Origin of the sequence: Lysinibacillus sp. HST-98 (assembly GCF_016757845.1) — a bacterium.
In the GTDB taxonomy this organism is placed as follows: Bacteria; Bacillota; Bacilli; order Bacillales_A; family Planococcaceae; genus Lysinibacillus; species Lysinibacillus capsici.
Genome location: NZ_JAENHX010000001.1, coordinates 302,413 through 326,587 on the forward strand (window position 1 = coordinate 302,413; position 24,175 = coordinate 326,587).

19 protein-coding genes are annotated in these 24,175 nt (G+C 39.3%); 4 read left to right on the forward strand and 15 right to left on the reverse strand.

Annotated elements, in window-relative coordinates:
- Positions 1–90: 90 nt before the first annotated feature.
- The 14 genes from JIN86_RS01595 to JIN86_RS01660 all read right to left on the reverse strand — a co-directional run bounded on the left by JIN86_RS01595 (position 91) and on the right by JIN86_RS01660 (position 19,039).
- Positions 91–1,092 carry a LacI family DNA-binding transcriptional regulator gene (locus tag JIN86_RS01595; RefSeq protein ID WP_225340293.1) on the reverse strand — a complete coding sequence of 334 codons (1,002 nt, stop codon included), beginning with the start codon at positions 1,090–1,092 and terminating at the stop codon, positions 91–93.
- A 72-nt stretch (positions 1,093–1,164) separates the two neighbouring features.
- Complete coding sequence (locus JIN86_RS01600; protein ID WP_004231433.1) at positions 1,165–2,385, reverse strand: RtcB family protein; 1,221 nt, start codon at positions 2,383–2,385, stop codon at positions 1,165–1,167.
- 103 nt (positions 2,386–2,488) lie between these two features.
- Positions 2,489–4,339 carry a dynamin family protein gene (locus JIN86_RS01605; RefSeq protein WP_202341113.1) on the reverse strand — a complete coding sequence of 617 codons (1,851 nt, stop codon included), beginning with the start codon at positions 4,337–4,339 and terminating at the stop codon, positions 2,489–2,491.
- A 256-nt stretch (positions 4,340–4,595) separates the two neighbouring features.
- A complete protein-coding gene (gene rbsK / locus JIN86_RS01610) occupies positions 4,596–5,480 on the reverse strand; it encodes a ribokinase (RefSeq protein ID WP_202341114.1) in 885 nt (294 codons plus the stop codon).
- Between the two features lie 301 nt (positions 5,481–5,781).
- The gene (gene leuD / locus JIN86_RS01615) at positions 5,782–6,372 is read right to left on the reverse strand and encodes a 3-isopropylmalate dehydratase small subunit (RefSeq protein ID WP_202341115.1); all 591 of its coding nucleotides are present in this window, start codon (positions 6,370–6,372) and stop codon (positions 5,782–5,784) included.
- Between the two features lie 32 nt (positions 6,373–6,404).
- Positions 6,405–7,814 carry a 3-isopropylmalate dehydratase large subunit gene (leuC, locus tag JIN86_RS01620; RefSeq protein WP_004231424.1) on the reverse strand — a complete coding sequence of 470 codons (1,410 nt, stop codon included), beginning with the start codon at positions 7,812–7,814 and terminating at the stop codon, positions 6,405–6,407.
- A 17-nt stretch (positions 7,815–7,831) separates the two neighbouring features.
- A complete protein-coding gene (gene leuB, locus JIN86_RS01625) occupies positions 7,832–8,932 on the reverse strand; it encodes a 3-isopropylmalate dehydrogenase (protein WP_004231422.1) in 1,101 nt (366 codons plus the stop codon).
- Between the two features lie 184 nt (positions 8,933–9,116).
- Entirely contained in the window at positions 9,117–10,652 is a 1,536-nt protein-coding gene (locus JIN86_RS01630) for a 2-isopropylmalate synthase (RefSeq protein WP_202341116.1), read from the reverse strand.
- Positions 10,639–11,673 carry a ketol-acid reductoisomerase gene (gene ilvC, locus JIN86_RS01635; RefSeq protein ID WP_004231418.1) on the reverse strand — a complete coding sequence of 345 codons (1,035 nt, stop codon included), beginning with the start codon at positions 11,671–11,673 and terminating at the stop codon, positions 10,639–10,641. The genes JIN86_RS01630 and ilvC overlap by 14 nt, the downstream gene beginning before the upstream one ends.
- An 85-nt stretch (positions 11,674–11,758) precedes the next feature.
- On the reverse strand, positions 11,759–12,274 hold the full coding sequence (gene ilvN / locus JIN86_RS01640) for an acetolactate synthase small subunit (protein WP_004231416.1): 516 nt from the start codon (positions 12,272–12,274) through the stop codon (positions 11,759–11,761).
- On the reverse strand, positions 12,271–14,037 hold the full coding sequence (gene ilvB, locus JIN86_RS01645; RefSeq protein WP_202341117.1) for a biosynthetic-type acetolactate synthase large subunit: 1,767 nt from the start codon (positions 14,035–14,037) through the stop codon (positions 12,271–12,273). The genes ilvN and ilvB overlap by 4 nt, the downstream gene beginning before the upstream one ends.
- 485 nt (positions 14,038–14,522) lie before the next feature.
- Positions 14,523–16,193 (reverse strand): dihydroxy-acid dehydratase, encoded by a 1,671-nt coding sequence (gene ilvD, locus JIN86_RS01650; protein ID WP_004231412.1) that lies wholly within the window; start codon positions 16,191–16,193, stop codon positions 14,523–14,525.
- Between the two features lie 360 nt (positions 16,194–16,553).
- Positions 16,554–17,876 carry a D-arabinono-1,4-lactone oxidase gene (locus JIN86_RS01655; protein WP_004231409.1) on the reverse strand — a complete coding sequence of 441 codons (1,323 nt, stop codon included), beginning with the start codon at positions 17,874–17,876 and terminating at the stop codon, positions 16,554–16,556.
- A complete protein-coding gene (locus JIN86_RS01660) occupies positions 17,864–19,039 on the reverse strand; it encodes an amino acid deaminase/aldolase (protein WP_004231407.1) in 1,176 nt (391 codons plus the stop codon). Before JIN86_RS01660 ends, JIN86_RS01655 begins: the two co-directional genes overlap by 13 nt.
- A gap of 798 nt (positions 19,040–19,837) precedes the next feature.
- On the opposite strand from JIN86_RS01660, the gene JIN86_RS01665 reads away from it, so the two are divergent.
- The gene (locus tag JIN86_RS01665) at positions 19,838–20,095 is read left to right on the forward strand and encodes a GlsB/YeaQ/YmgE family stress response membrane protein (protein ID WP_004231402.1); all 258 of its coding nucleotides are present in this window, start codon (positions 19,838–19,840) and stop codon (positions 20,093–20,095) included.
- A 35-nt stretch (positions 20,096–20,130) separates the two neighbouring features.
- Here JIN86_RS01665 and JIN86_RS01670 read toward each other — a convergent pair whose 3' ends face one another.
- Positions 20,131–20,829 carry a lytic transglycosylase domain-containing protein gene (locus tag JIN86_RS01670; RefSeq protein ID WP_004231399.1) on the reverse strand — a complete coding sequence of 233 codons (699 nt, stop codon included), beginning with the start codon at positions 20,827–20,829 and terminating at the stop codon, positions 20,131–20,133.
- Between the two features lie 184 nt (positions 20,830–21,013).
- Between JIN86_RS01670 and mscL the strand changes: the two genes are divergently transcribed.
- The 3 genes from mscL to JIN86_RS01685 all read left to right on the forward strand — a co-directional run bounded on the left by mscL (position 21,014) and on the right by JIN86_RS01685 (position 24,147).
- The gene (mscL, locus tag JIN86_RS01675; protein WP_004231397.1) at positions 21,014–21,403 is read left to right on the forward strand and encodes a large conductance mechanosensitive channel protein MscL; all 390 of its coding nucleotides are present in this window, start codon (positions 21,014–21,016) and stop codon (positions 21,401–21,403) included.
- Between the two features lie 461 nt (positions 21,404–21,864).
- The gene (locus JIN86_RS01680; RefSeq protein WP_039884999.1) at positions 21,865–22,980 is read left to right on the forward strand and encodes a methionine biosynthesis PLP-dependent protein; all 1,116 of its coding nucleotides are present in this window, start codon (positions 21,865–21,867) and stop codon (positions 22,978–22,980) included.
- Between the two features lie 3 nt (positions 22,981–22,983).
- Positions 22,984–24,147, forward strand: a complete 1,164-nt coding sequence (locus JIN86_RS01685; RefSeq protein WP_202341118.1) for an aminotransferase class I/II-fold pyridoxal phosphate-dependent enzyme — start codon at positions 22,984–22,986, stop codon at positions 24,145–24,147.
- The last annotated feature ends 28 nt before the right edge of the window (positions 24,148–24,175 follow it).

Consider the following 24,175-nt stretch of genomic DNA (forward strand, 5'->3'; position numbering starts at 1 on the left):
CTCCTTTCTTTTTATGGTTACGTATTCATTTCAGAAAATAAAGAAATGAATACGTAACCATTTTGGTGTAAAAAATAAACTGATGATCTATCAGTTTATTTTACACGTTGTATTTCTTGGGAAAATCTTAACAGACTCTGTTTGTCTAATGCAAGTACTTTTTTTCTCCATTACCTCAAATAATTTTTCGATAGCAATAAAACCTAAGTTCTCTTCTGATGTTAAACCTACTGTTGTTAAGGCAATAGAGTGATGTTTACTAAGCTCTACATTATCAATACCAATGATATTAAAATCTCTCGGAACCTGAAAACCTCTCTCTAAACAAAGATTCAATATTTCAATGGCAATGGCATCGGTAGCAGCACAAATAGCTGTTGGTCTTTTTTCTAGTTGTAAAAGCTCTGTAAACGCTCGTTCAATATCTATTTTATTGGTGTTCGTTAAAAAAGTAGGCACTAATTTTGCATCTAGCCCATAATCCTGTAAAGCTTGTTCAAATCCCAGATAGCGTCCATAGAAGGTGCTCATTTGATGTGGCCCCCCTATCCAACATAAAGAGTCATGCCCTAATGATAGGACATGATTGGTCGCAAGGTAACCTGCTTGAACATTATCAATTTCCACAAAATGTCTATTCTCTTTATGCTTACGGTTAAACATAATAAATGGAATAGCTAGTTTCTCTAGTTTATAAAATAAATCATCCTGATACAGCATAGAAGACAAAATAATTGCGTCTGCTTTCGTTTCTAAAACAGCATTGTAGATTGAATTTAGATTATCCTCTGTGCCAAAGTAGACATTCACTTTATAGCCACGTGCATTAACATAATTCACGATAGCTGTAGTTGTATCAACAAAAAAAGGGTTGTGTAAGGGCCCCGAAATCAATGTAATAATGCCTGTTTTTTTCTGAACAAGCGATCTTGCTATATCATTTGGCACATAGTTAAGCTCCTCTATCGCCTGCATTACTTTTTCAATTGTTTTTGGCTTTACAAGCTCTGGTGTATTCAATACTCTAGATACAGTTGTTTGTGAGACACCAGCATGCTTCGCCACATCTTTTGAAGATACCAAAAAAACCACCCATTTCATCATTGTGAAGCTATATTATACCATTTATAGAATAGTGATTATAGTGATGATTCCTTCTCTCCCTTAACCTTTTCGCTCATATGGCTTTGCAGCTTCACTCGCTTTAAAGTTATAGACAGGTTTAATCACTTTGACAATATCTACAGTTTCCCCAATCGCAGAAGTAATTTCTGTCATTGGCTTATAGGCCATTGGCGCCTCATCTAAGGTTTCTTCATTGACTGATGTTGTCCAAATCCCCTGCATCGTATCTTTAAAATCAGCCATATTCAAAGCTTTTTTCGCTGTGCGTCGTGAAAACATACGTCCTGCTCCATGGGGGGCTGAATAATTCCATTCTGCATTGCCTTTCCCTATACAAATCAGAGATCCATCCCGCATATTCATTGGAATAACTAGCTTTTCATCTTTATTTGCACGAACAGCCCCTTTGCGAAGCGTCATCGTTTCTGTATCGATATAGTTATGAATCGTATCAAACGTATCTGTAAAATGCCAATCCATCTGTTTAGCAATGGTTTCTGCAATGGTCCAACGATTCATCCGTGCAAATTGCTGTGCAATCTTCATATCATGAATATAATCATAGAAAGCTTCCCCCTCTAAATATGACAAGTCTTTCGGAATGAACGGTGTTTGTTCTTTATAGGCTTGTATCATGGACTGAATCTCTTGTTGTCGTCCTTGCTGTTTCATTGCTTCTATTTTTTCCGTCAAATCTTCTCGACGTAAATTATCATAAGCTCTTTTTTGATGCCAATTAGCAACCTTTGCCCCTACATAGCGTGACCCCGTATGGATGAGCAAATAGTGCTGATCATCTTCATCTTTGGCAAGTTCAATAAAATGATTACCTCCCCCAAGTGTACCTAATGACAAGTTCGTATAGTCGTCTTTCAAGCCGCTTGCTCGAAATTGTTTACCTTCAAACTCGACAAAATGTCGACTTGGCGATACTTCTTTATGAATATCCTGCCCACTTGGTACATATGTGCGAATGATGGCATCGAGTTGAGCAAAATCAACTGTCGTTACGTCTAGTTGTGCTACAAATACACCACAGCCCACATCAATGCCGACAAGATTCGGTACAACACGGTCTTGCAATTGGATGGTCGTACCAATGACACATCCCTTACCCGCATGATAATCTGGCATAATACGTACTTTAGTGCCTGCCATGAAAGCCTGGTCTGTTAATTCTTGAATCTGATCAACAGCTGTTTGTAATGCTGTTTGCGCAAAAATTTTAGCATTCGTGAAGCGTCCATTTATTTCAATCAAGTGTATCCCTCCTTACTACTTATACGTAAAACTGGAATGATTTGTTTCATACCATAAAGAAAACGTTCTAAAAGCATGCTACTTTTAGAACGTTGGTGAAAATCTAATCTTCATATTGGACAACTAATTTTTTGGGTATTTCGGGTATATCATTTGATTTTACATCTTCTTCCCTTAAGGCAAGCATTTGCAGGGGATATTTTTCTTGCACATCAAAAGGTATTGCAATACTTTCCATTTTATTATTCATTTGACTTCGTGCGAGTAAGCCATTGTTCGATAAATCAATGGCTAAAATAGCCTGAACAGTTTCCTCAAGCATAGTAATATCCTTCGATTTCAACGGCATTTGCTCATTCATTAAAAATGGTTGAAGATGCTCTTTTATATAACCCTGTGCTTCGATTAAGCAAGAAAATTCATTTAATTTTTCAGCATAGCGCTTTAACTGACGCTTATCTTTTGCACGCTGTTGATTTAGTTTTTGTACCTTTTGTTCAATACGGCTCATGCGTTCTTTCACTAAGTCAATTAAAACAGGCTGTGTGTCTCGAATTGCCTGTAGCATTGAAACCTCTGCCTGTTGTACCATGGCATATTGGGCGATACAAACCTCTTGCTGCTCATTTAGTTTTTGAACACGCTCTTTGAAAAATTCATTTTGTGTATGTTGGCCAAAGAAAGCTTTCATTAGACCTTTACCATGAATTTTTTTATGTTGTGCATCTAAACGTTCATATTCGCGTAAATACTCACTGTGCATGTTGCGGTATTCACGCAACATTTGTTGATAGTGCACAGCAATTTCAGTAAATTCTTCCACCTTGGAATCGTGTAAATAATCATGTTGCGCTATCGTTTGTAATAGCTGATACAGTGTTTGAACCTGTTTAAACGTATTCGCTACCTGTTCATATTCTTGCTCATATTCTTTGACAATTGCTAAGTCACGTTGATAGCGAGAATATTCATATTGGGTATCGCCTGCGTATTTTTCAATATTCTCTACAGCAGATTGAAATGGATCTCGTTGTGGAATTACAGTCAATTCGAAGCGGAATCGTTCAAGCCATTGTAAGAAGCGAATTAGGATGGCATATGTTTTTTTATCACTGTTTTCAGCCACACGATGAATGTGAGTAATTAATTGATCATACTGACTTTTTTGCCAAAGCTCATGATTGTCTGTGCGTTTGGCTACTAGTGCATTAATGGCTGAAATCCCTATAAAATCACTCATCAAATGACCAATACGTTGTTGTTCAGATTCCATAAATGCTGTGGGATGTTCCTCATCATCGATGCCATTGATGACACATAAAGGTTCAACACCTTTATTTTTTAACGTTTCAATCAATAGAAGTTCAGCATCCATTGCCATTGAACCAGCGCGTAACACCCAGAAAATTTCATCAACACGATTCATAAGCGCCTCTGAAAAATAAGCCATTTCTCCCCCGCCAGCTTCTAATGACACAGAATCAATTATTGTCACGGATTTTAATAAATCATTTTTCAAATAGACTTCTAGGTAATCTAAATGTTCACGTAAAATCTGGGAAGCAAACGTATCGCCAGTTGTTAGTAGTTCTAATTTACTGAGATCAAATACAGCGACAACACCATCTAAAAAATAAGCTTTAATCTCTTCTTGCTCGCCGTATCGTATAAACGTATTTACACTTGTTGGATGCTGATCATCTACCGATAATATTTCGCGTCCTAGAAGTCCATTCACAAGTGTTGTTTTGCCCACCCGCTCTTTTCCAACTATTAAAATCATGGTCTGGTTATTGGCATCTTGAATGATTCGATTTAAATGTTTTGCTGTATCTTTCACATATGTATTTTGGACGATGATGCCATACAAGTGTCGTAGTTGGTCAACAAATTGCGGCAAAATATTATTCGCTGAGGTTGTATTTTCGATTGGCGTATTGTCAATGTTCGTCATCCTCAAAACCTCTTTTCGTATGTATCTATAAGACCATTATAAATGAAACTATGGCTTTTCTAATACATGGATGGATGAAAAGAGGACAATATACTTATTCGATTATATGACAAATAGGAATTCATCCTTACACCTATTTCTTGTCTGCTTCATATATGATTGCTACACAGACTAAAGGGAATAGTACCAGCTATGAGTTTAGAAGTATTAGGCTTGGAGATTTCTCTCCAAGGTTGCTGAATAGCTGACCTTTGTCCTATTCCTCCAAACCAGCCATACGTGCATAAACAGCTCCAAGTGCTGGCATTCCACCTTGGGCACCTAATTTCTCTACAGATAAAGAAGCAGCGATATTAGCAAAATATACAGCCTCATCCAACGATTGCCCTTCTACTAAAGCATAGGCTAAAGCCCCATTAAAGGTATCACCTGCCCCCGTAGTATCCACGACTGTTGTCATATAACCTGGTACATGAATTGGATAGGAGCCATCGAAATAACGTGCACCGTCACTTCCTAGCGTCACGATTAATTTATTAGGATATTTTTCTAAAACTTGTTCCACTGGCTCGTTAAAAATTTCAGCACATTCCGTTTCGTTAGGTGTTAAATAGGTAATATCCTCCATCCACTGCACCTCAAAATTAGCTGCTGGGGCAGGGTTTAACAGTATCGGAACACCCGCTTCTTTACATAAATGAATAGCATGGGCTGTCGTCTCTTTAGGGATTTCAAGCTGTATAATTACCAAGTGACTTTTTTGTATCAACTCTTTTGAAGCTTCAAGATGGGATATGCTTAAGTCATAATTAGCTCCCGGAACGACAACAATTCGATTATCGCTATTGTAAATAAGTATATTAGCTATGCCTGTAGGAGCAGTGGTGCTTTTTACAAGGGCCTTTGTCTGAATCTGCTCTTTTTGTAAAGCGGCATGTAATGTCTCACCAAAATGATCATTCCCTAAACAGCCAACCATCGCCACCTCACTGCCAAGACGAGCTGCGGCAACTGCTTGATTAGCCCCTTTTCCTCCTGGAACTGTTTGAAACGAGTTACCTAGAATGGTTTCTCCCTGCTTTGGAAAAGCATTCATTTGTACAACTAAATCCATATTTAAACTTCCTATAACTGTAATCATGGAATTCCTACCTTTCATCTTTTGATAAAATAAAAAATAACTGAAATGAGCGGTATCATTTCAGTAGCTTAACAGTATAAAAGTTCGTATAAACTAAAAATTTTCGAAATACCTATCGACTGTTTTAGGGACGTTTTCAAAAGCTGGCTGGATTTGTCCTTTAATATACAAATAATTTTATAATGATAACATAGTGCCATCTTCGCATTTGATGTTTTCTTTATTATAAATAATTTCATATAGGAAATACACTACAAACAAAAACTGAAGACAACATCAAATTTGTCTTCAGTCATATCAATTAATAGGCTACTCGCTTCGCCTCATATGCGGCGATGTGGTCCTCATATATAAAGGTTAAGGCGATTTCATCCCAACCATTCAGTAACGTTTCTTTATAGTACGGGTCAATTGTAAAATGATAGACTGTACCATCTTCTCCTGTTACGGTTTGCTCGACAAGATTTACTTCCATACTATAGGGCTTTGCTAAGCCCTTTGCTAAAATAGCATCACATTCCGATTCTGTTAGCTTAATCGGTAAGATACCGTTTTTGAAGCAGTTATTATGGAAAATATCTGCAAAGGAAGGTGCAATGACAACGTTAAAGCCGTAATCTAAAATAGCCCATGGTGCATGTTCACGAGAGGAGCCACAGCCGAAATTATCTTGTGCCACTAGAATTTTAGATTCTTTAAATTCAGGTTTATTTAACACAAAGTCAGCTATTTCATTCCCTTGTGCATCGAAACGCCAATGGTAAAATAAAAACTGTCCAAAACCTGTGCGCTCAATACGTTTTAGAAATTCTTTTGAAATAATTTGATCGGTATCAACATTTTTTCGATCAAGTGGTGTGATGACACTATTTACGATATTAATTGGTTCCATTTTTCAATCATCCCTTTCGAGTAAAGCAAGACTTACACCGTTTCCTTCACAAATTCACGTACATCGACGAAGTGACCTGCAATCGCAGCGGCTGCTGCCATTGGTGGTGACACTAAATGTGTACGAGCTCCAGCGCCCTGACGTCCTTCAAAGTTGCGGTTTGAGGTAGAGGCACAGCGTTCTCCAGCTGGTACGACGTCATCATTCATCGCAAGACACATCGAGCAACCAGACTCTCGCCATTCAAAGCCTGCATCTATAAATATTTTATCTAAACCTTCTGCCTCTGCTTGTTTTTTCGTTGTATGTGAGCCTGGGACAACGATGGCTGTGACCTTGTCATGCACCTTACGCCCTTTAATAACATCAGCAGCTGCACGCAAATCACTAATGCGTGAGTTTGTGCAGGAGCCAATGAAGACATGCTGGATGTCAATGGATGTTAATGGCTGTCCTTCCTCTAAGCCCATATAGGCCAGTGCTTTTTGAAGTGCCGCCTTGTCAGATTCATCCTCATAATCTGCTTGTGTTGGAACATGCCCAGAAACACCAGTACCCATTGATGGGTTTGTTCCCCACGTAATGATTGGTTCAATTTCTTCAGCTTTTATAATACGAACCGTATCGTACGTTGCATCTTCGTCTGAAGCAAGACTTAACCAGTAAGCGGCTGCTTCTTCCAATTTTTCTCCTTGCGGTGCATATTTGCGTCCACGAATATAATCGACTGTTGTTTGGTCAGGTGAGATAAGTCCAGCTTTTGCGCCTGCCTCAATTGACATATTACAAATGGTCATGCGTTCTTCCATAGATAGTTTGTGGATAGCCTCTCCAGTGAATTCCACAATATGTCCTGTACCAACACCAATACCGAACTTGGCAATGATGGCTAAGATAATATCCTTTGCTGCTACTCCAACTGGTAGCTCCCCTTCGACACGAATCTCCATCGTTTTCGGCTTATTTTGCCATAGCGTTTGCGTCGATAATACATGCTCCACCTCTGATGTCCCAATACCAAATGCAATGGCCCCAAAGGCACCGTGAGTCGATGTATGAGAATCCCCACAAACAATGGTTTTACCAGGCTGTGTTAATCCAAGCTCTGGCCCAATAACATGGACAATCCCTTGGTCAGGGTGTCCCATGCCTGCTAACTCAACACCAAATTCCTCAGCATTTTTAGCTAATGTTTCGATTTGATTGCGTGCAATGGGATCATGGATAGTTGGTAAATTTTTTGTTGGTACGTTATGATCCATTGTCGCAAAGCTTAAATCAGGACGGCGCACTTTACGTCCGTTCATGCGTAACCCTTCAAAAGCTTGCGGAGATGTTACTTCATGAATTAAATGAAGATCAATATATAACAGGTCCGGTTTGCCCTCTTCCTGATAAACAACATGTTTATCCCAAATCTTTTCAATTATATTTTTACCCATTGTCTTCACCTATTTCTTTAAATATATGTTGTCATAATACTTTGTGATACAAAGCTAGTATCAATTTCGTTAATTACCTTATCTGTCCATTCATTAGTTGATAAAATGCGACTGCCGTCGCGAGCAAGATCTGCTGTAAAGTAGCCATCATCAAATACTGCACTTACAGCGCGTTCAATTTCTGCTGCTTCTTCTTTTAAGCCGAATGAATATTGCAGCATCATTGCTACGGATAAAATGGTTGCAGCAGGATTTGCTACACCTTGCCCTGCAATTTCTGGTGCGGAGCCATGTACTGGTTCATATAAGCCAAAATTATCACCACGAATGGATGCAGATGGTAAAACACCTAGAGAACCAGTAATAACAGATGCTTCATCACTTAAAATATCACCAAACATATTTTCAGTAACGACTACATCATAGTGTCCAGGATTTGTAATAAGTTTCATTGCGACAGAGTCTACTAGATTATGTTCTACGATTACATCTGGATACTCTTTTTTCTTTGCTTCTACAACTTCACGCCATAAGCGACTTGTTTCAAGCACATTCGCCTTGTCAACAGAGCATAATTTGCCACCACGTAAACGTGCTAGTTCAAAGGCATTTTCAACGATACGCTCTACCTCTGCTTTAGAGTAAACCGTTGTATCAATTGCGCCATTTTCAGTACGCATACGTGGTTCCCCGAAGTATACGCCACCTGTTAGTTCACGTACAATCATTAAATCAACGTTCTCAGCCACTTCACGCTTTAATGGTGAAGCATCTAGTAAACTCGGGAACGCCTTTACTGGACGTAGATTGGCAAATAAATCGAAGTGTTTCCGAATTCGCAGTAACCCTTTCTCTGGGCGTAATTCAGGAGGGTTTTGATCCCACTTTGGACCACCTACAGCTCCTAATAAAATCGCATCACTATTTTCACACATCTCGATCGTTTCATCCGGTAATGGATTATTGTGCTGGTCGATTGCAGCACCACCAATTGTTGCATATCCTAAATGAAATGTATGATTAAATCGTTTACCAATCACCTGTAATACACGCACAGCAGAAGCAACAACCTCTGGACCAATTCCATCACCAGGAAGTACTGTAATTTTTCTCTCCATCGTCAAAACACCTTTCTTTGTATAGCGTATTCGCTAATTTAGTAAAGACGCTCACCTACCTTTTATCAAAGTGAGCGTAGTCATTACGTCTAAGCGTAATTTTTGGTTAATTGATACAATACGCCATGACATCATTGCATCCGACTTGTGAATGGTACTTCATACAATTCACTATCTCAGAGACCTATACAGGATGTGCGCGAAGGCTTGCTTGTATTAAATGACGGTTAATAGCATTTAAATAAGCTTTTGCCGATGCTTCTAAAACATCTTGAGAGGAATTACGGCCTGTAGTCGAAACCTCATCATAGCGAATATTAATAACCGCTTCACCCAGTGCATCTCGTCCTTTGCCAACCGATGTCACACGGTAATCAATGACATGTACAGCTCCAGGTACAAGTTGCTCCAGTGTATTAAAAATGGCTTCTACTGAACCAGAGCCAGTAGCTACAACGGTTTTTTCTAGTCCCTCAGGTGTAAGCACAATGGCTGTCGCTGTAGGAATATTTTCAGTACCATATTGAACCTGCACCATTTTCAAATCAAAGAGTGGTACATCTTCTACTTGAACTTGTTGCTCAGTAAGAAGTGTGAGTAAATCTTCCCCTGTAATTTCTTTTTTACGATCAGCCAATTTTTTAAATTCCACAAATGCTTTGTTCAACTTTTCATCAGAAAGATGAAAGCCCATTGTTTCCGCACGATCACGGAAGGCTGCACGACCAGAATGTTTCCCGAGAACTAATGGTATTTCACCTTCGCCGATTAAAGCAGGTGAAATAATTTCATAGGTTTCTGGATTTTTTAAGACACCGTCTTGATGGATGCCCGATTCGTGTGCAAATGCATTTCTTCCTACAATCGCTTTATTTGGCTGAATCACAACATTTGTCAATTTACTGACTAATTGAGACGTACGTTTAATTTCTTGCAACTGAATGCCTGTTTGCACCTGATAGATGTCCTTGCGAATATGAAGTGCTACAGCAATTTCCTCGAGTGCCACATTACCTGCGCGTTCGCCGATACCATTGATCGTTCCTTCGACTTGTGCAGCACCATTTTCTATTGCGGCAATCGTGTTAGCTGTTGCCATCCCTAAATCATCATGACAATGGGCGGAGAATTTTACTTTGTCAGCACCTTTGACATTTTCCAGTAGGAACTTAAATAATGCACCATATTCTTGTGGGGATGCATATCCTACAGTGTCTGGAACATTAATCGTTGTTGCACCAGCAGCAACCACTTCGTTCATAATTCTCACTAAAAATTCGCGATTAGAGCGGAATGCATCCTCAGCAGACCATTGTACAAGTGGGAAGAACTTTTTAGCGTATTTAACAGCCTCTACCGCTTGCTCCATCACTTGATCAGGAGATTTTTTTAATTTGTATTCCATATGAATAGGTGATGTGGCTAGAAAAATATGAATATGTGGCTGTTGTGCTACTTTTATCGCTTCCCATGTAGCATCAATATCCTTTTGGATACAGCGAGCTAGCCCCGTCACAATGGAGTTTTTTACTGTACCTGCAATGCGATGGACTGCATCAAAGTCACCGGGTGACGAAGCAGGAAATCCTGCTTCTATAATTGTCACACCAAGGCGCTCTAATTGTTTGGCAATTTCAATCTTCTCGGCTGTGTTTAAGTTGATCCCAGCAGATTGTTCACCATCGCGAAGCGTCGTATCGAAAATATCAATTTTTCGCACTTGTCGCCACTTCTCTCACAACTTTTTCTTTACCTTCGTTGATGAATGGCATCATAGCACGTAGTTTCGCGCCCACTTCTTCGATTTGATGGTTCGCACCAGCTTCTTTGAATTTTGTATATTCTGGACGACCATTTTCATTTTCTTGAATCCAACGACGAGCAAATGTACCATCTTGGATATCTGTTAATACATCCTTCATACGAGCTTTTACAGAATCATCGATGATGCGTGGTCCTGCCACATAATCTCCCCACTCTGCTGTATCTGAAACTGAGTAGCGCATTGTTGCCATACCGCCCTCAAACATTAGGTCAACAATTAATTTAAGCTCATGTAATGTTTCAAAGTAAGCTAATTCTGGTTGATAACCAGCCTCTACTAATGTTTCGAATCCTGCTCTTACTAGCTGTGTTGCCCCACCACAAAGTACCGCTTGTTCACCAAACAAGTCTGTCTCTGTTTCTTCTTTGAATGTTGTTTCAAGAAGTCCACCACGGGCAGCACCGATTCCTTTACCATATGCAAGCGCTAAATCTTTTGCTTGACCTGTAGCATCTTGGTGAATAGCAAATAGTCCTGGTACACCAGCACCTTCTTGGAATTGACGACGAACTAGATGTCCTGGTCCTTTTGGTGCTACTAAAAATACGTCAACATCTGCTGGTGGTGTAATTTGACCGAAATGAATATTGAAGCCATGTGCAAACATCAATGCTTTACCAGCTTGTAAATGTGGCGCAATTTCCGCTTCATAAACTGCTTTTTGACGCTCATCTGGTAGTAGAATTTGGATAACATCTGCTTCTTGTGCTGCTTCAGCCACTGTTTTTACGTCAATACCATCTGCTTTTGCCGCATCGAAAGATCCACCTGGACGAACCCCTACTACCACGTCAAAACCTGATTCTTTAAGGTTTAAAGCATGTGCATGACCTTGTGAACCGTAACCGATAATTGCGATTTTCTTTCCTTTTAATACGTCCTCGTTGATATTTTGCTCATAGTACATTGTAGCCATAGTTAATTTCCTCCTAGAATATGTTTTGTTTTTTTAGCTTTAGATACTTGCTCTGTCTATAAAGCTATTCATTTTTATATGCAAACTATTTTAAAATAGAGAGCTGCGGGTTTGAGACTTTTTGTGTTTCACGAACGGAGGCAGTTGCTCCTGTACGTGTAAGTTCTTTAATGCCATATGGTCGAATAAGTTCGATAAAGGCATCAATCTTCTCTGGATGCCCTACTACTTGATACGTCACAACATTTTTGGCTGTATCAATAATTTGGGCACGGAACGGTTCAACAATTGAATTCATTTCCAAACGTAAATTTGGTGGGGAAATCACCTTTACTAGTGCTAGCTCTCGCAGAACAATCGATTTATCGGTAATGTCATTGACCTTTAACACATCAATTTGCTTGGATAACTGTTTCACTAGCTGTTCAATTTTGCGTTCATCCTCTACGTTGACAACGAAGGTCATCTTTGAAAAATTCGGTTGCTCCGTATGACCTACTGTAATCGATTCAATATTGAACTGACGCTTCATCAATAAACCTGTCAAACGGTTTAATACACCACTTTGGTTAATCACAGTTACGGTAATTACTCGCTTCAATTCTTTTTCACCCCAATCATTTCATGTAAGCCTTTGCCAGGTGCTACCATTGGGTAAACACATTCAAGCTGTTTCACTCGACAGTCAATTAATACTGGCTCATCAGACAGCAGTGCCTCACGGAAAATAGACTCTGCTTCATCGATTGTGTTAATTCGATAGCCTTTAATGTTATAAGCATCAGCTAACTTAACAAAATCTGGTTGGATCGGCATAAGTGATGATGAATAGCGCTCTTCATAGAATGTTTGTTGCCATTGACGCACCATGCCTAGACAGCTATTATTCAAAATCACTATTTTTACTGGTAAGTTAAATTCCTGTAGGATGGATAGCTCCTGTGCCGTCATTTGGAATCCTGCATCTCCTACAATCGAGATAACTTTTTTGTCTGGCTTCGCAAATTGAGCGCCAATTGCGGCCGGGAAGCCGAAGCCCATCGTACCAAGTCCACCAGACGTTACCCATGCATGATCATTATTTAAATGATAATATTGCGCTGCCCACATTTGATGCTGCCCAACATCTGTCGTCACAATGGCATTCCCTTCAGTAATCTTGTGCACTAATTGCAATGCCTCTTGTGGTAGGATTTCTTGCGTATTTGTATCCTTGCAATACCATAATGGATATTCCATCGCATGATTCCTTAAATAAGCTAACCAATCATCTGTATCAGGACCTTGGAAATCCTTTTTCAACAGTGCTTTTAAAGCCTCTTTGGCATCAGCAACAATTGGAATATCTGTCGGTACATTCTTGCCAATTTCAGCAGGATCAATATCGATATGGATAATCGTTGCATTTGGTGCAAATGTAGCTAGATTACCTGTTAGACGATCATCAAATCGTGCCCCAATATTGAGTAATAAATCCGATTTTGTGATCGCTGTATTTGCTGTAGCTGTTCCATGCATCCCAGCCATTCCAAGGAATAAGTCATGTTCACCATGGATGGAGCCCAAGCCTAGCAATGTGTTCGTTACTGGAATACGATATTTTTCTGCGAAAGTCGTTAATTCCTCACGTGCATCCGCAAAAAGAACACCTGCACCTGCTAAGATGATTGGGTTTTTTGCCAATGAAATGGCTTGAATCGCCTTTTGGATTTGTAAATAATTTGGTTTATATGTTGGCTGATAACCTGGTAAATAAATTTCATCAGGTGCTTGCGGTGGATTCTCTACATCAAACAACATTTGGGAAACGTTTTTTGGGAAATCCACGACAACTGGCCCCTTACGACCTGTGCTAGCGATATGGAAAGCTTCCTTCACAATGCGGGGGATATCATTGACATCCTGCACCTGATAGTTGTGCTTTGTAATCGGTGTTGTAATCCCCATAATATCCGCTTCTTGGAAAGCATCTGTTCCAATCACAGATGTCGCAACCTGTCCTGTAAAAACAACCAATGGAATAGAATCGATCATGGCATCCGCAATACCTGTTACAAGGTTTGTTGCACCAGGTCCACTTGTGGCAATAACAACGCCTGTTTTACCTGAAACACGAGCATAGCCTTCCGCCGCATGAATAGCACCCTGTTCATGTCTTGTTAAAATATGGCGAATAGGGTTTTTATACATCGCATCGTAAATTTGTAATACGGCTCCTCCAGGATAGCCAAAGACAATTTCAACCCCTTGATCGTGCAATGCCTGCACTAATACATCTGCACCGTCCTTCGCTTGATAGGTTTGTTCAGCTGTTGCTGTTGTAGCTAATTGTTCTTGTTCATTGATTGAAACATTCGCACTCATCAAATTATGCCTCCTTCATTTCTTTCAAACTCACACAACAGTGTTGTAGATTAGTGAAGTGTCAATAGCTGGATTGACTATTCCTCTCATCCTTTTCGTTGAGAGGCTGTTCAATTGCATCGTGAAAATAATAAAAAGCCTTTTTCTCCACACGCAAAGAACTACCTTACGTAGGGATGAAAAAGACTTTCCATGGTACCACCCTTTTTTATAGCAAATAATTGCTACCTCGCGAATAAATGACTGCATTTATGCACCAATGCGAAAGACATCGCATCCAATATAGCGTCATAAAACATTTATTCATTAATAACGAGCACTTTCGACTATGCCCGGAGCTATCTAATGGTGTAAACACGTTTAATAGCCCACTCCGAGGGGATGTCGGATCTAGTTGTATCGCCGGCTTCCAGCACGACCGGCTCTCTGGTAGATACAAGGCTCTAGAACCTTTAACCTCATCAACGTTTTTATTTATCTAGTTGTTAAATTTTCATTACGCCTCCAGTAGAAGCGCTCGTCACTAATTTTGAATATCTTGCTAACCAACCACGTTTGATTTTTGGCTCAAAGACTGGTAATTTTGCACGACGTTCAGCTAAAACTTCATCTGAAACTTGTAAATTAATCGTACGATTTGGTAGATCAATTTCGATAATATCTCCGTTTTCTACTAAAGCGATTGGACCGCCTTCAGCAGCTTCTGGTGAAATATGGCCAATTGAAATACCTCGAGATGCCCCTGAGAAACGACCATCTGTAATTAATGCAACCTTTGTACCAAGGCCTCGACCTTGAATGGCAGATGTTGGTGCGAGCATTTCTGGCATCCCTGGGCCACCCTTAGGTCCTTCATAGCGAATGACGACTACATGGCCCTCTTTCACCGTTCCATTATCAATGTTTTCTTGTGCTGCTTCTTGTGAATCAAAGACGATAGCCTCGCCCTTGAATACTTTGATAGAAGGATCAACTGCCCCTACTTTAATAACAGAGCCATCTGGTGCGATGTTACCGAATAAAACTGATAATCCACCTACAGCACTATATGGATTGTCTTTTGTTCGAATGACTTGATCATTCGTGATGTGATAATCTTTGACAAGCTCACCCATTGTAACGCCTGCTACGGTTGGACGGTCTGGATGAATAGCACCTGGAATAGATGTTAATTCATTAATAATGGCACTTACGCCACCTGCTTTATTAATATCATCCATTGAAATATCTGAAGCAGGCATGATTTTTGCTAAATAAGGCACTCTTTCCGCTACTTTATTAATATCTTCAATGTTGTAATCTATCTCGGCTTCATTGGCAATTGCTAATGTATGAAGAACTGTATTTGTTGAGCCTCCCATTGCCATATCAAGAGCAAATGCATCATCAATTGCCTCTTTTGTAATAATATCGCGAGGTTTAACGTCTTCCTTGACCATGCGAATTAATTGTTTAGCTGCTTCTTTAATCAGCTTGTGACGCTCTTCAGAAGTGGCAACGATTGTACCATTTCCAGGTAAAGCAACACCAAGCATTTCCATTAAGCAGTTCATCGAATTTGCTGTAAACATGCCTGAGCATGAGCCACATGTTGGACAAGCATTATTCTCAATATCCAACAGCTCTTCCGCAGACATTTTTCCTGATTTGTGGGCTCCTACACCTTCAAACACAGATGTTAAGGAAAGCTGTTTCCCTGCTGCAGAAGTTCCCGCCTCCATTGGACCACCTGAAACAAAGATAGATGGTACATTCGTACGAACTGCTGCCATAAGCATTCCTGGTGTAATTTTGTCACAGTTTGGAATATAAAATACGCCATCAAACCAATGTGCATTAATAACAGTTTCAGCAGAGTCTGCTATAATTTCACGACTCGGTAAGGAATAACGCATACCTATATGCCCCATTGCAATACCATCATCGACGCCAATTGTGTTAAATTCGAATGGAATACCACCCGCTTCTATAATAGCTTCTTTCACTACATCAGCGAACGTACGTAAATGAACGTGACCTGGTATTATGTCGATATAAGAGTTACAAACCCCAATAAATGGTTTGCCTAGATCTTTTGCTTTTACTTTGCCTGTTGCATATAAAAGACTTCGATGTGGCGCTCGATCTACGCCTACTTTAATCATGTCACTTCTCATTTTAAACGCCCCTCATTGCTATCCATACTATGTTCATTTATATAGACAAAATGTTCTGTCTTTTTATTTTTTGTTTATAGAGTAATAGTCTCTTAGACGATTACTGCTGTAAAGATTGTTGTTATCATAGTACGAAAAAAAGGTCTCGTCAACAGTATTTTTTGAATTGTTTAAACAATTCAAAAAATCTGTCAAAATTGAAATCGTTTACATGCTGATTAAGCATCAGTTTTATCTCGCTTTGATAATAATTTTGACATTTCGTTCAAATTTTAATTTTTTAATAATAAGCAAAAATGAGTAAATAAATAATTGCCATATATTTGAATAAGCTAAATCATTCAATCCTCAAGATAACGCTTACAATAGAAACAACTTTTTTAAGTATCCTGTAAAAAATACTTGTTCAGGATCATATTGGTGTCGAATATTTAAAAACTTTTCAATCTCTGGATACAACGCATAGACCGTTTGCGCTGTTAAATGATGTTGTTTTCCCCAGTGAGGGCGACCTTCATATTTTTGCATCAATGTATGCACCCATTTAAAATAAGGCTCTTCTGCCATTCCCTTATACATATGAAAGGCTATAAAAGCTGACTCACGCCCTTGTGTTGGACTTAAAAAACCTGCTTCGCCTGCTGTTGTTCGACACTCTAAAGGAAAATGCACATTAAAAGTCCCTTTTTTAAACGTTGCATGGATTTCCTCCAAACAAGCTTCAAACTGTGATAACGGGATGGCATATTCACTCTCTTGGAACTTCACGCTACGAGGTGAAGGATAAATTTCATAGCTTATCCCTACTTTTTCACTTTCTACCACATTGGCAGCCGCTATCTTACTCATGGTACCACTTAAACCTGGTTTCCACTTACAAAGCGCTGACATCGCAAAAAAAGCCCCATTTTCTACTATTTGTAGCTTTAACGTTTCTATTTTTTTATTCCATTCGCTTTGAAAGACGGGCGCGACCGTATTCATCCGTTTTACTTGAATTGTTTCACTACCTGGGAAATAAAACCATTCCACATGACGATGTTGACGAATATCCTCAGCAAATAACGAGAGACCATTTGTCAATGTTTCTCTTGCCCCCACATAATGCAAACCATATAATGGTATGACCTTAATCGTTACTTTGACCAGAACACCTAACATCCCAAGAGATACATGCAGCGCTTCAGATAAATCATCCATCCCTCTCCTATGTTCCTGATAAGTACCAGTACCATCTACAAATCCCCATGCTTGGACAGCTGACGAGAGAGAACCAAGTGTAACCCCTGTGCCATGTGTGCCAGTTGACACTGCCCCTGCAATGGTTTGCTCCTGTATATCGCCCATATTGATTAACGCAAAACCGTGTTTTGCTAGCATCGGACCAATTTCATATAGGTAGGTCCCTGCCCATAATGTTGCCTCCTGCCTTTCCTCATTCACAGCGATTAATCCACGCAGATTATGTAAGGAAATAGCTATATGCTCAGGCATAGCCACAGCGCTAAAAGAATGAGCAGCACCTGTGACACGAATTGTCTTTCCTGATTGACACGCATGCTTCACAATTGCTGAAACTTCATCAATGGAGTGTGGTAAATACATTTCACTCGGATAGGAAATAACATTACCAGCCCAGTTTGTCCACTTTTCACCATTCCGCCATTTTTCTATAGAAAACATTGTCCATCCCCCCTATATGTTGTGTAATGTCCAGCGTACTTGTCCCCACGAATAGCATGCAGGGCCTGAAAGCGCTCACAAAGCTCTCCAGCCTTCGCATGTCGAAAATAAATGGTATCGCCAACATTGATACTTTTCTCTTTGACCTTTATGGGTGTTTGCACTTCCCCTGCGCCTTCTAGGCTAAGATATGCAAAAGTGGTAGGGTCATAGAATACAGGCAAACGATCCATCCCAATTGCTCCAGAAGCCGTATAGCCTCCCCCATGACAAACAACGATATTTTTTTCAGGCATTCTTGTTACACGTAAGGCAAATCCAGCAGCCTTTTCTAGCTGTAAATGTGTAAATTGATCGAACAATGCAGGTGCATAAAAAGCCGAGCCAACTGTAATTTCCGTTACTTCCTTCTGTTGATTGGTGTACGTCATACTTCCTGATCCCCCACCATTAACAAAGCGCAGATTTGGAAAATAAGCCTTGATATGGGCGACCGCTAATCGACGAAACTGTGTTACTTGCTTTTTGGCTTGTATTTGCATGGCTTCTATGACTCTACCTTTTACAGCATTTGCTGGACGATTGCCAACCCCTGCTATTTGAGCCTCATAGCCCATCGCTCCTACCACTTCAATTACAGGGGTGTTTTGTATGGTTTGTAAAAAAGGTGTCAACGTTTCAAGAGAAGACAATGACGAACGCTTTGTTCCAAAATACAATACTTTAAAATCATTTGACACATTAAGATCAATGCAAACCTGTACACGTACGCCAATCTCTTGTGCTAGTTTAGCCAATAGTTGGATATGTTCTGGTCTGTCTACCATAAAGGTGACGATTTTTCCTTCCTTTACAAAATACAACAATCGACGAATCGTTGCTTCCTCCATTACTGGATAGCCAAGCAATAAGTCATCAAACTGTTGCTCTAATAAAAAAAGGGTCTCTGTTGCAGTAAATGTCATTAATCCCACAACATTCACAAGTTTTTTCTGTATATAACGAAGCACCTCAATAGAACGAATCGATTTTGTTGCAATACGAATTTGTTTTCCACCACAAGCATCTTGAACCATTTGTATATTTTTATCTAGTGCATCTAAGTCTAACCATGCAAATGGCCTTTCCAAATCACAAAATGCTTGATCGAATCTGAACGTCATTTCATCACTCCCTTGTCTGTACTATGTATTTGACACTTAACGGAATAATTCCTTTTTTCAGTTAATTAAACAAAATAAAACAACCGTGCGCCTGTTTTACAATAAGACTACACGGTTGTTTTAATATAGGATAAACATTTCATTCACCTTTCTATTAAATTGGTTACGATGCGTATAAGAAATCAGCTGCAAGATTTAGCATCACTAATAAATGCAAACCAGCAATTAAAAAGCCTTGACGATTTAAACGTTTCATAACAGCCATATTCATACGACCACGCTCCTTTTCTACATTATAATCCCTTTATACAGAATTTTCAAACTATTAAAAAGTGGAAATTTACCCATTTTTCTTTCTCTACTCTAAAAATTCTCACAGGAAATAAGGAATTGTACAGGGAATTGACATTCTGTTTCAATAAATAATGTATTTTTTCACGAATGAAATGGCTATTGTAGTAAATAATTTAGTTAAATGGCTGTATTTTATTGTTACTGTCGATTGGGCGTTGCATGCATTTCTGGTACGAATTGAATGCATGAACATACTATAGAAGTAAGCGATAATCGGTGTATGTACAATATAGAAGTAATTGTCGTTAATGTGGCCATTTTCACAGTAATTTATGCAGTTGGATTAGCTATAAAGTGAGCACAGCAAAGGAGCTGCATTCATTTGTCTACAGCCTTATTTACAACATGTAATAATTACTAAACAAATCACAGTGTTTAATCTACTCCATTCAGGGTATAACTAAGTAATCGCCATTATATCTTAAATTTAAGGAGATGAAAGTAATGATTAGTTTCATTTGGTATTTAATTATTGGAGGAATTCTTGGTTGGTTAGCTGGCGTCATTTTAGGTAAAGATGTACCAGGCGGCATCATCGGGAATATTATTGCAGGTATTGTCGGTTCTTGGATTGGTAGTATGGTTTTAGGGAACTGGGGCTGGAGAGTAAGTGATTTCTACGTGTTCCCAGCACTAATCGGTGCTATCGTGTTGATCTTTATCGTCAGCCTTATTTTAAAAGGTATGCGTAAAGCAACTTAAATATGTAATGAAGAGCCATCCAGTGTGATGGCTCTTTATTTTTCTTCATGTAAAAGAACAGCTGCTTGGAGTTCATCGTGAAAATCATCATACAACTGGTAGTAATATAACACATCCTCGACATATTTCTCGCTATGGTTGTATTGATAAACAGCTTTCTTAATATTCCCTGTCGCAGCACCGTATTTAGATAAGTAATTTGCAGCACTAAATACTGCATCCTCAATATCATAAGGATCTGCTATTCCATCCCCATTTGCATCTACGCCATATCCTCCGTATTTAGCAATTGTCTCAGGATTCATCAATTCATTTTTCGTGATGTTTCCTTTTCCTAAACCAGCGCATGTGGGATGTTGCCAGCCGACGAATGTACAGGGCATGAATTGCATATGCCCCTCTGCCCCAGCAGATGATACCATTGATTTTACCGTAGAAAAACGCGTTTCAATACGATGATGCGCAGCAAGTAATGTCCATGGTACCCCATATTTTTCTTCTGCAGCTACATAAACGGGAATGTATTGCTCAGGAATTTTCATATCGAAATGCTGTTGAATCTCCTCAATTGCCTTTTGCTGGACAAGCTTTTCGAATATCGGTAATGTTTGAAGCTCCTTCCAAGCAAAAAATGTGAGGACATACACAGTAATTGCAATTGGAATCAATAATGCTATCATACCCAATTTTGTCGCGGGTGATAACATGGGTTTGTTATTCTTTTTCTTTGCCATACGTCACACCTAATCTAGTATTCTTTTTCTATATTACCAAATTTTCCGTAATGTGCAGTATCTTTTAATTTTGAAAGATCGAAGTCTTCCAATTTCCACTATGAAAGCAGTTGAAAGGTTTAGTAAAAATATAGTAAAATACAGATTGATTCGTTTATTGGATATTAATAGGGAGGAATTTATTTTGTGGAAAGACTTTAAAGAATTTGCGATGAAAGGCAATATTGTCGATCTAGCAGTAGCAGTAGTCATTGGTGGTGCTTTCGGTAAAATTGTTACCTCCTTAGTTGAAAATATCATCATGCCATTGGTCGGTATTTTAACGGGTGGTATTGATTTAACAAAGAGTTTTGTTTTTGGCTCAGGTGAAGCTCAAATCAATTTTGGTGTATTTCTACAATCCATCATTGATTTTTTAATCATAGCATTTGCCATTTTTATGGCCTTACGAATTATGACTAAGCTTACACGTAAAAAAGAAGAAGCAGTCGTGGAAGAACCAGCACCTGAACTCGACGCCAAAGAAGAGCTTCTCAAAGAAATTCGCGACTTACTGAAAAAAGAACAAGCCTAACATGTTGTTAAAGCATCTGTCTCTCATTTAAAGGAGGCAGATGTTTTTATTTTGTATCCTTTACTTTTTGTGCTCTATCCGCTATTTCAGAACCTATCCCTCACTTTGTCTGCTCTATCCATCACTTTTCACGTTGTATCCGCTACTTTTCACGTTCTATCCGCTATTTCAGAACCTATCCCTCACTTTGTCCGCTCTATTCATCACTTTTCACGTTCTATCCGCTACTTTCTATCTTGTATCCGCTAACTTGAAATTATCCTCCACTTCTTCAGCTCTATCTTTATTCCGGAATCTCCTACTATTCCTAGGTGTTTAACTATAAATAATCTAGCTAATTTTCAGAAATCACCTTGTTCTTCTTTAGTATCCATGTTAAATTGGTAACAATTATTGAGAATACTATTAAATTGAAAGCGAAAGTTGTTGCTTTTAATAATATTGAAGAAAAGAGTGACGTCATGACATTAAACAGAAGTATTGAAACAAAGCTTGTACAACTTGGTAATTTAAGTGACCCAGCAACAGGAGCTGTGAGTCCGCCCATTCATTTATCGACTGCTTATAAACATACTGGGATTGGTGAATCTACAGGTTTTGACTATACACGTACAAAAAATCCAACACGTGCTCTTTTAGAAGCAGGAATTGCTGATTTAGAGGGTGGCGATATGGGCTTTGCCTGTAGTTCCGGGATGGCTGCCATTCAATTGGTATTATCCCTATTTAAACCAGGCGATGAATTAGTCGTGCCAGATGATTTATACGGCGGTACATATAGACTATTTAACTTCTTCCAAGATACTTATAATATCAAGCCTGTTTATTCAAAATTTGAATCAGTTGAACAGGTGGAAGCATTAATGAATGAAAATACACGTGCAATATTTATTGAAACACCAACAAATCCACTTATGCAGGAATTTGATTTACAAGTGTATGCGGAGTTAGCACATAAGCATGGGGCATGGTTAATTGTGGATAATACATTTTATACGCCATACTTCCAACGCCCTATTGAATTAGGCGCAGATATTGTGCTTCATTCTGCAACGAAGTATATTGGTGGTCATAATGATGTTTTAGCTGGGCTAGTGGTTGCTAAAGGCACAGAATTAGCTGAACGTATTGGCTTTATTCATAATGGTAGTGGCATGGTGCTAGGAGCTATGGATTCATGGTTACTTATTCGTGGTCTAAAAACAATGCATCTACGCTTAAAGCAACATGATGCCAATGCGAAGGCGATTGCTGCTTACTTAGAGGAAGAAGAGTTAGTGACAGATGTCCTTTATACTGGAAAAGGTGGCATGCTGTCATTCCGCTTGCAAAAGCCTGAGTGGATTGACCCATTCCTTCGTAACTTAAAGTTAATTACTTTTGCTGAAAGTCTTGGCGGTGTTGAAAGCTTTATTACGTATCCTGCTACACAAACACATGCAGATATGCCTTATGAAAAACGTGTGGAGCGTGGCGTTTGTGATCGTTTATTACGCTTCTCTGTTGGCATTGAGGAAGCAGAAGATTTAATTGCAGACTTACGACAAGTATTTGATATCCTTAGAAAAGAGGCGTAATGGATGAAGCAACGTATTGAAACAAGCCTCATTCACGCAGGTGTTCGTGATGGCTATGGTGATAAAAAAGGGGCTGTTAATGTCCCGATGTATCTGTCCTCTACTTTCCATCAAGAAAGTATAGATGAATTCGGAGAATATGATTATGCTCGTTCAGGCAACCCTACAAGAGATGCATTAGAAAAAGCTGTAGCAGAGCTTGAGGGTGGTGTTCGTGCCCATGCATTTTCATCTGGAATCGCTGCCGTATCAGCAGCATTAATGCTGTTATCGCAGGGAGATCATATCGTCATGACTGAGGATGTTTATGGTGGAACCTATCGTTTTGTAACAAAGGTGTTGCCACGCTTTGGGATTTCCCATACATTTGTAGATTTTACGGATCTAGCAGCTGTAGAAGCAGCAATCACGCCAGCTACAAAACTACTTTATATGGAAACCCCATCAAATCCAACGTTAGGCATTACAGATATATGTGGTGTAGTGGCGCTTGCCAAGCAACACCACTGCCTTACATTCTTGGATAATACTTTTATGACACCGTTACACCAACGCCCACTAGAACTTGGTGTAGATGTCGTTATTCATAGTGCAACAAAGTTTTTATCTGGACATTCTGATATTATTGCTGGCTTAACGGTTACTGCCGATGATAAGCTAGGTCAGGATCTCTACTTTATCCAAAATTCATTCGGTAATATTTTAGGTGTACAGGATTCATTCACACTTCTACAAAACATCAAAACAACAGATGTACGTTTTAGTCGTTCTGCTGAATCTGCACAAAAAATTGCTGTTTATTTGGCTAGTAATCCACTAGTTGAGCAGGTCTACTATCCAGGGCTTGCTTCACATCCTGGCTACGCTATTCATCAACGTCAAAGCACAAGTCCTGGGGCCGTTTTATCCTTCCGACTACCAAGCTATGCAGCTGCAAAGGCATTGGTTGAGGCGATGACAATTCCAGTATTTGCGGTCTCTCTTGGAGGAGTAGAATCTATTCTTTCTTACCCTGCAAAAATGAGTCATGCTGCTATGGAGCCAAAAGAGCGTGCTAAACGAGGCATCACAGATGGCCTTCTACGTTTTTCTGTAGGACTTGAGCATGTTGATGACTTAATTGCTGATTTTGCACAAGCCCTAGAGATTGCTGCCAAGGCTAATTGAATCAACATAAAAACCGCGTCCAGTTGAC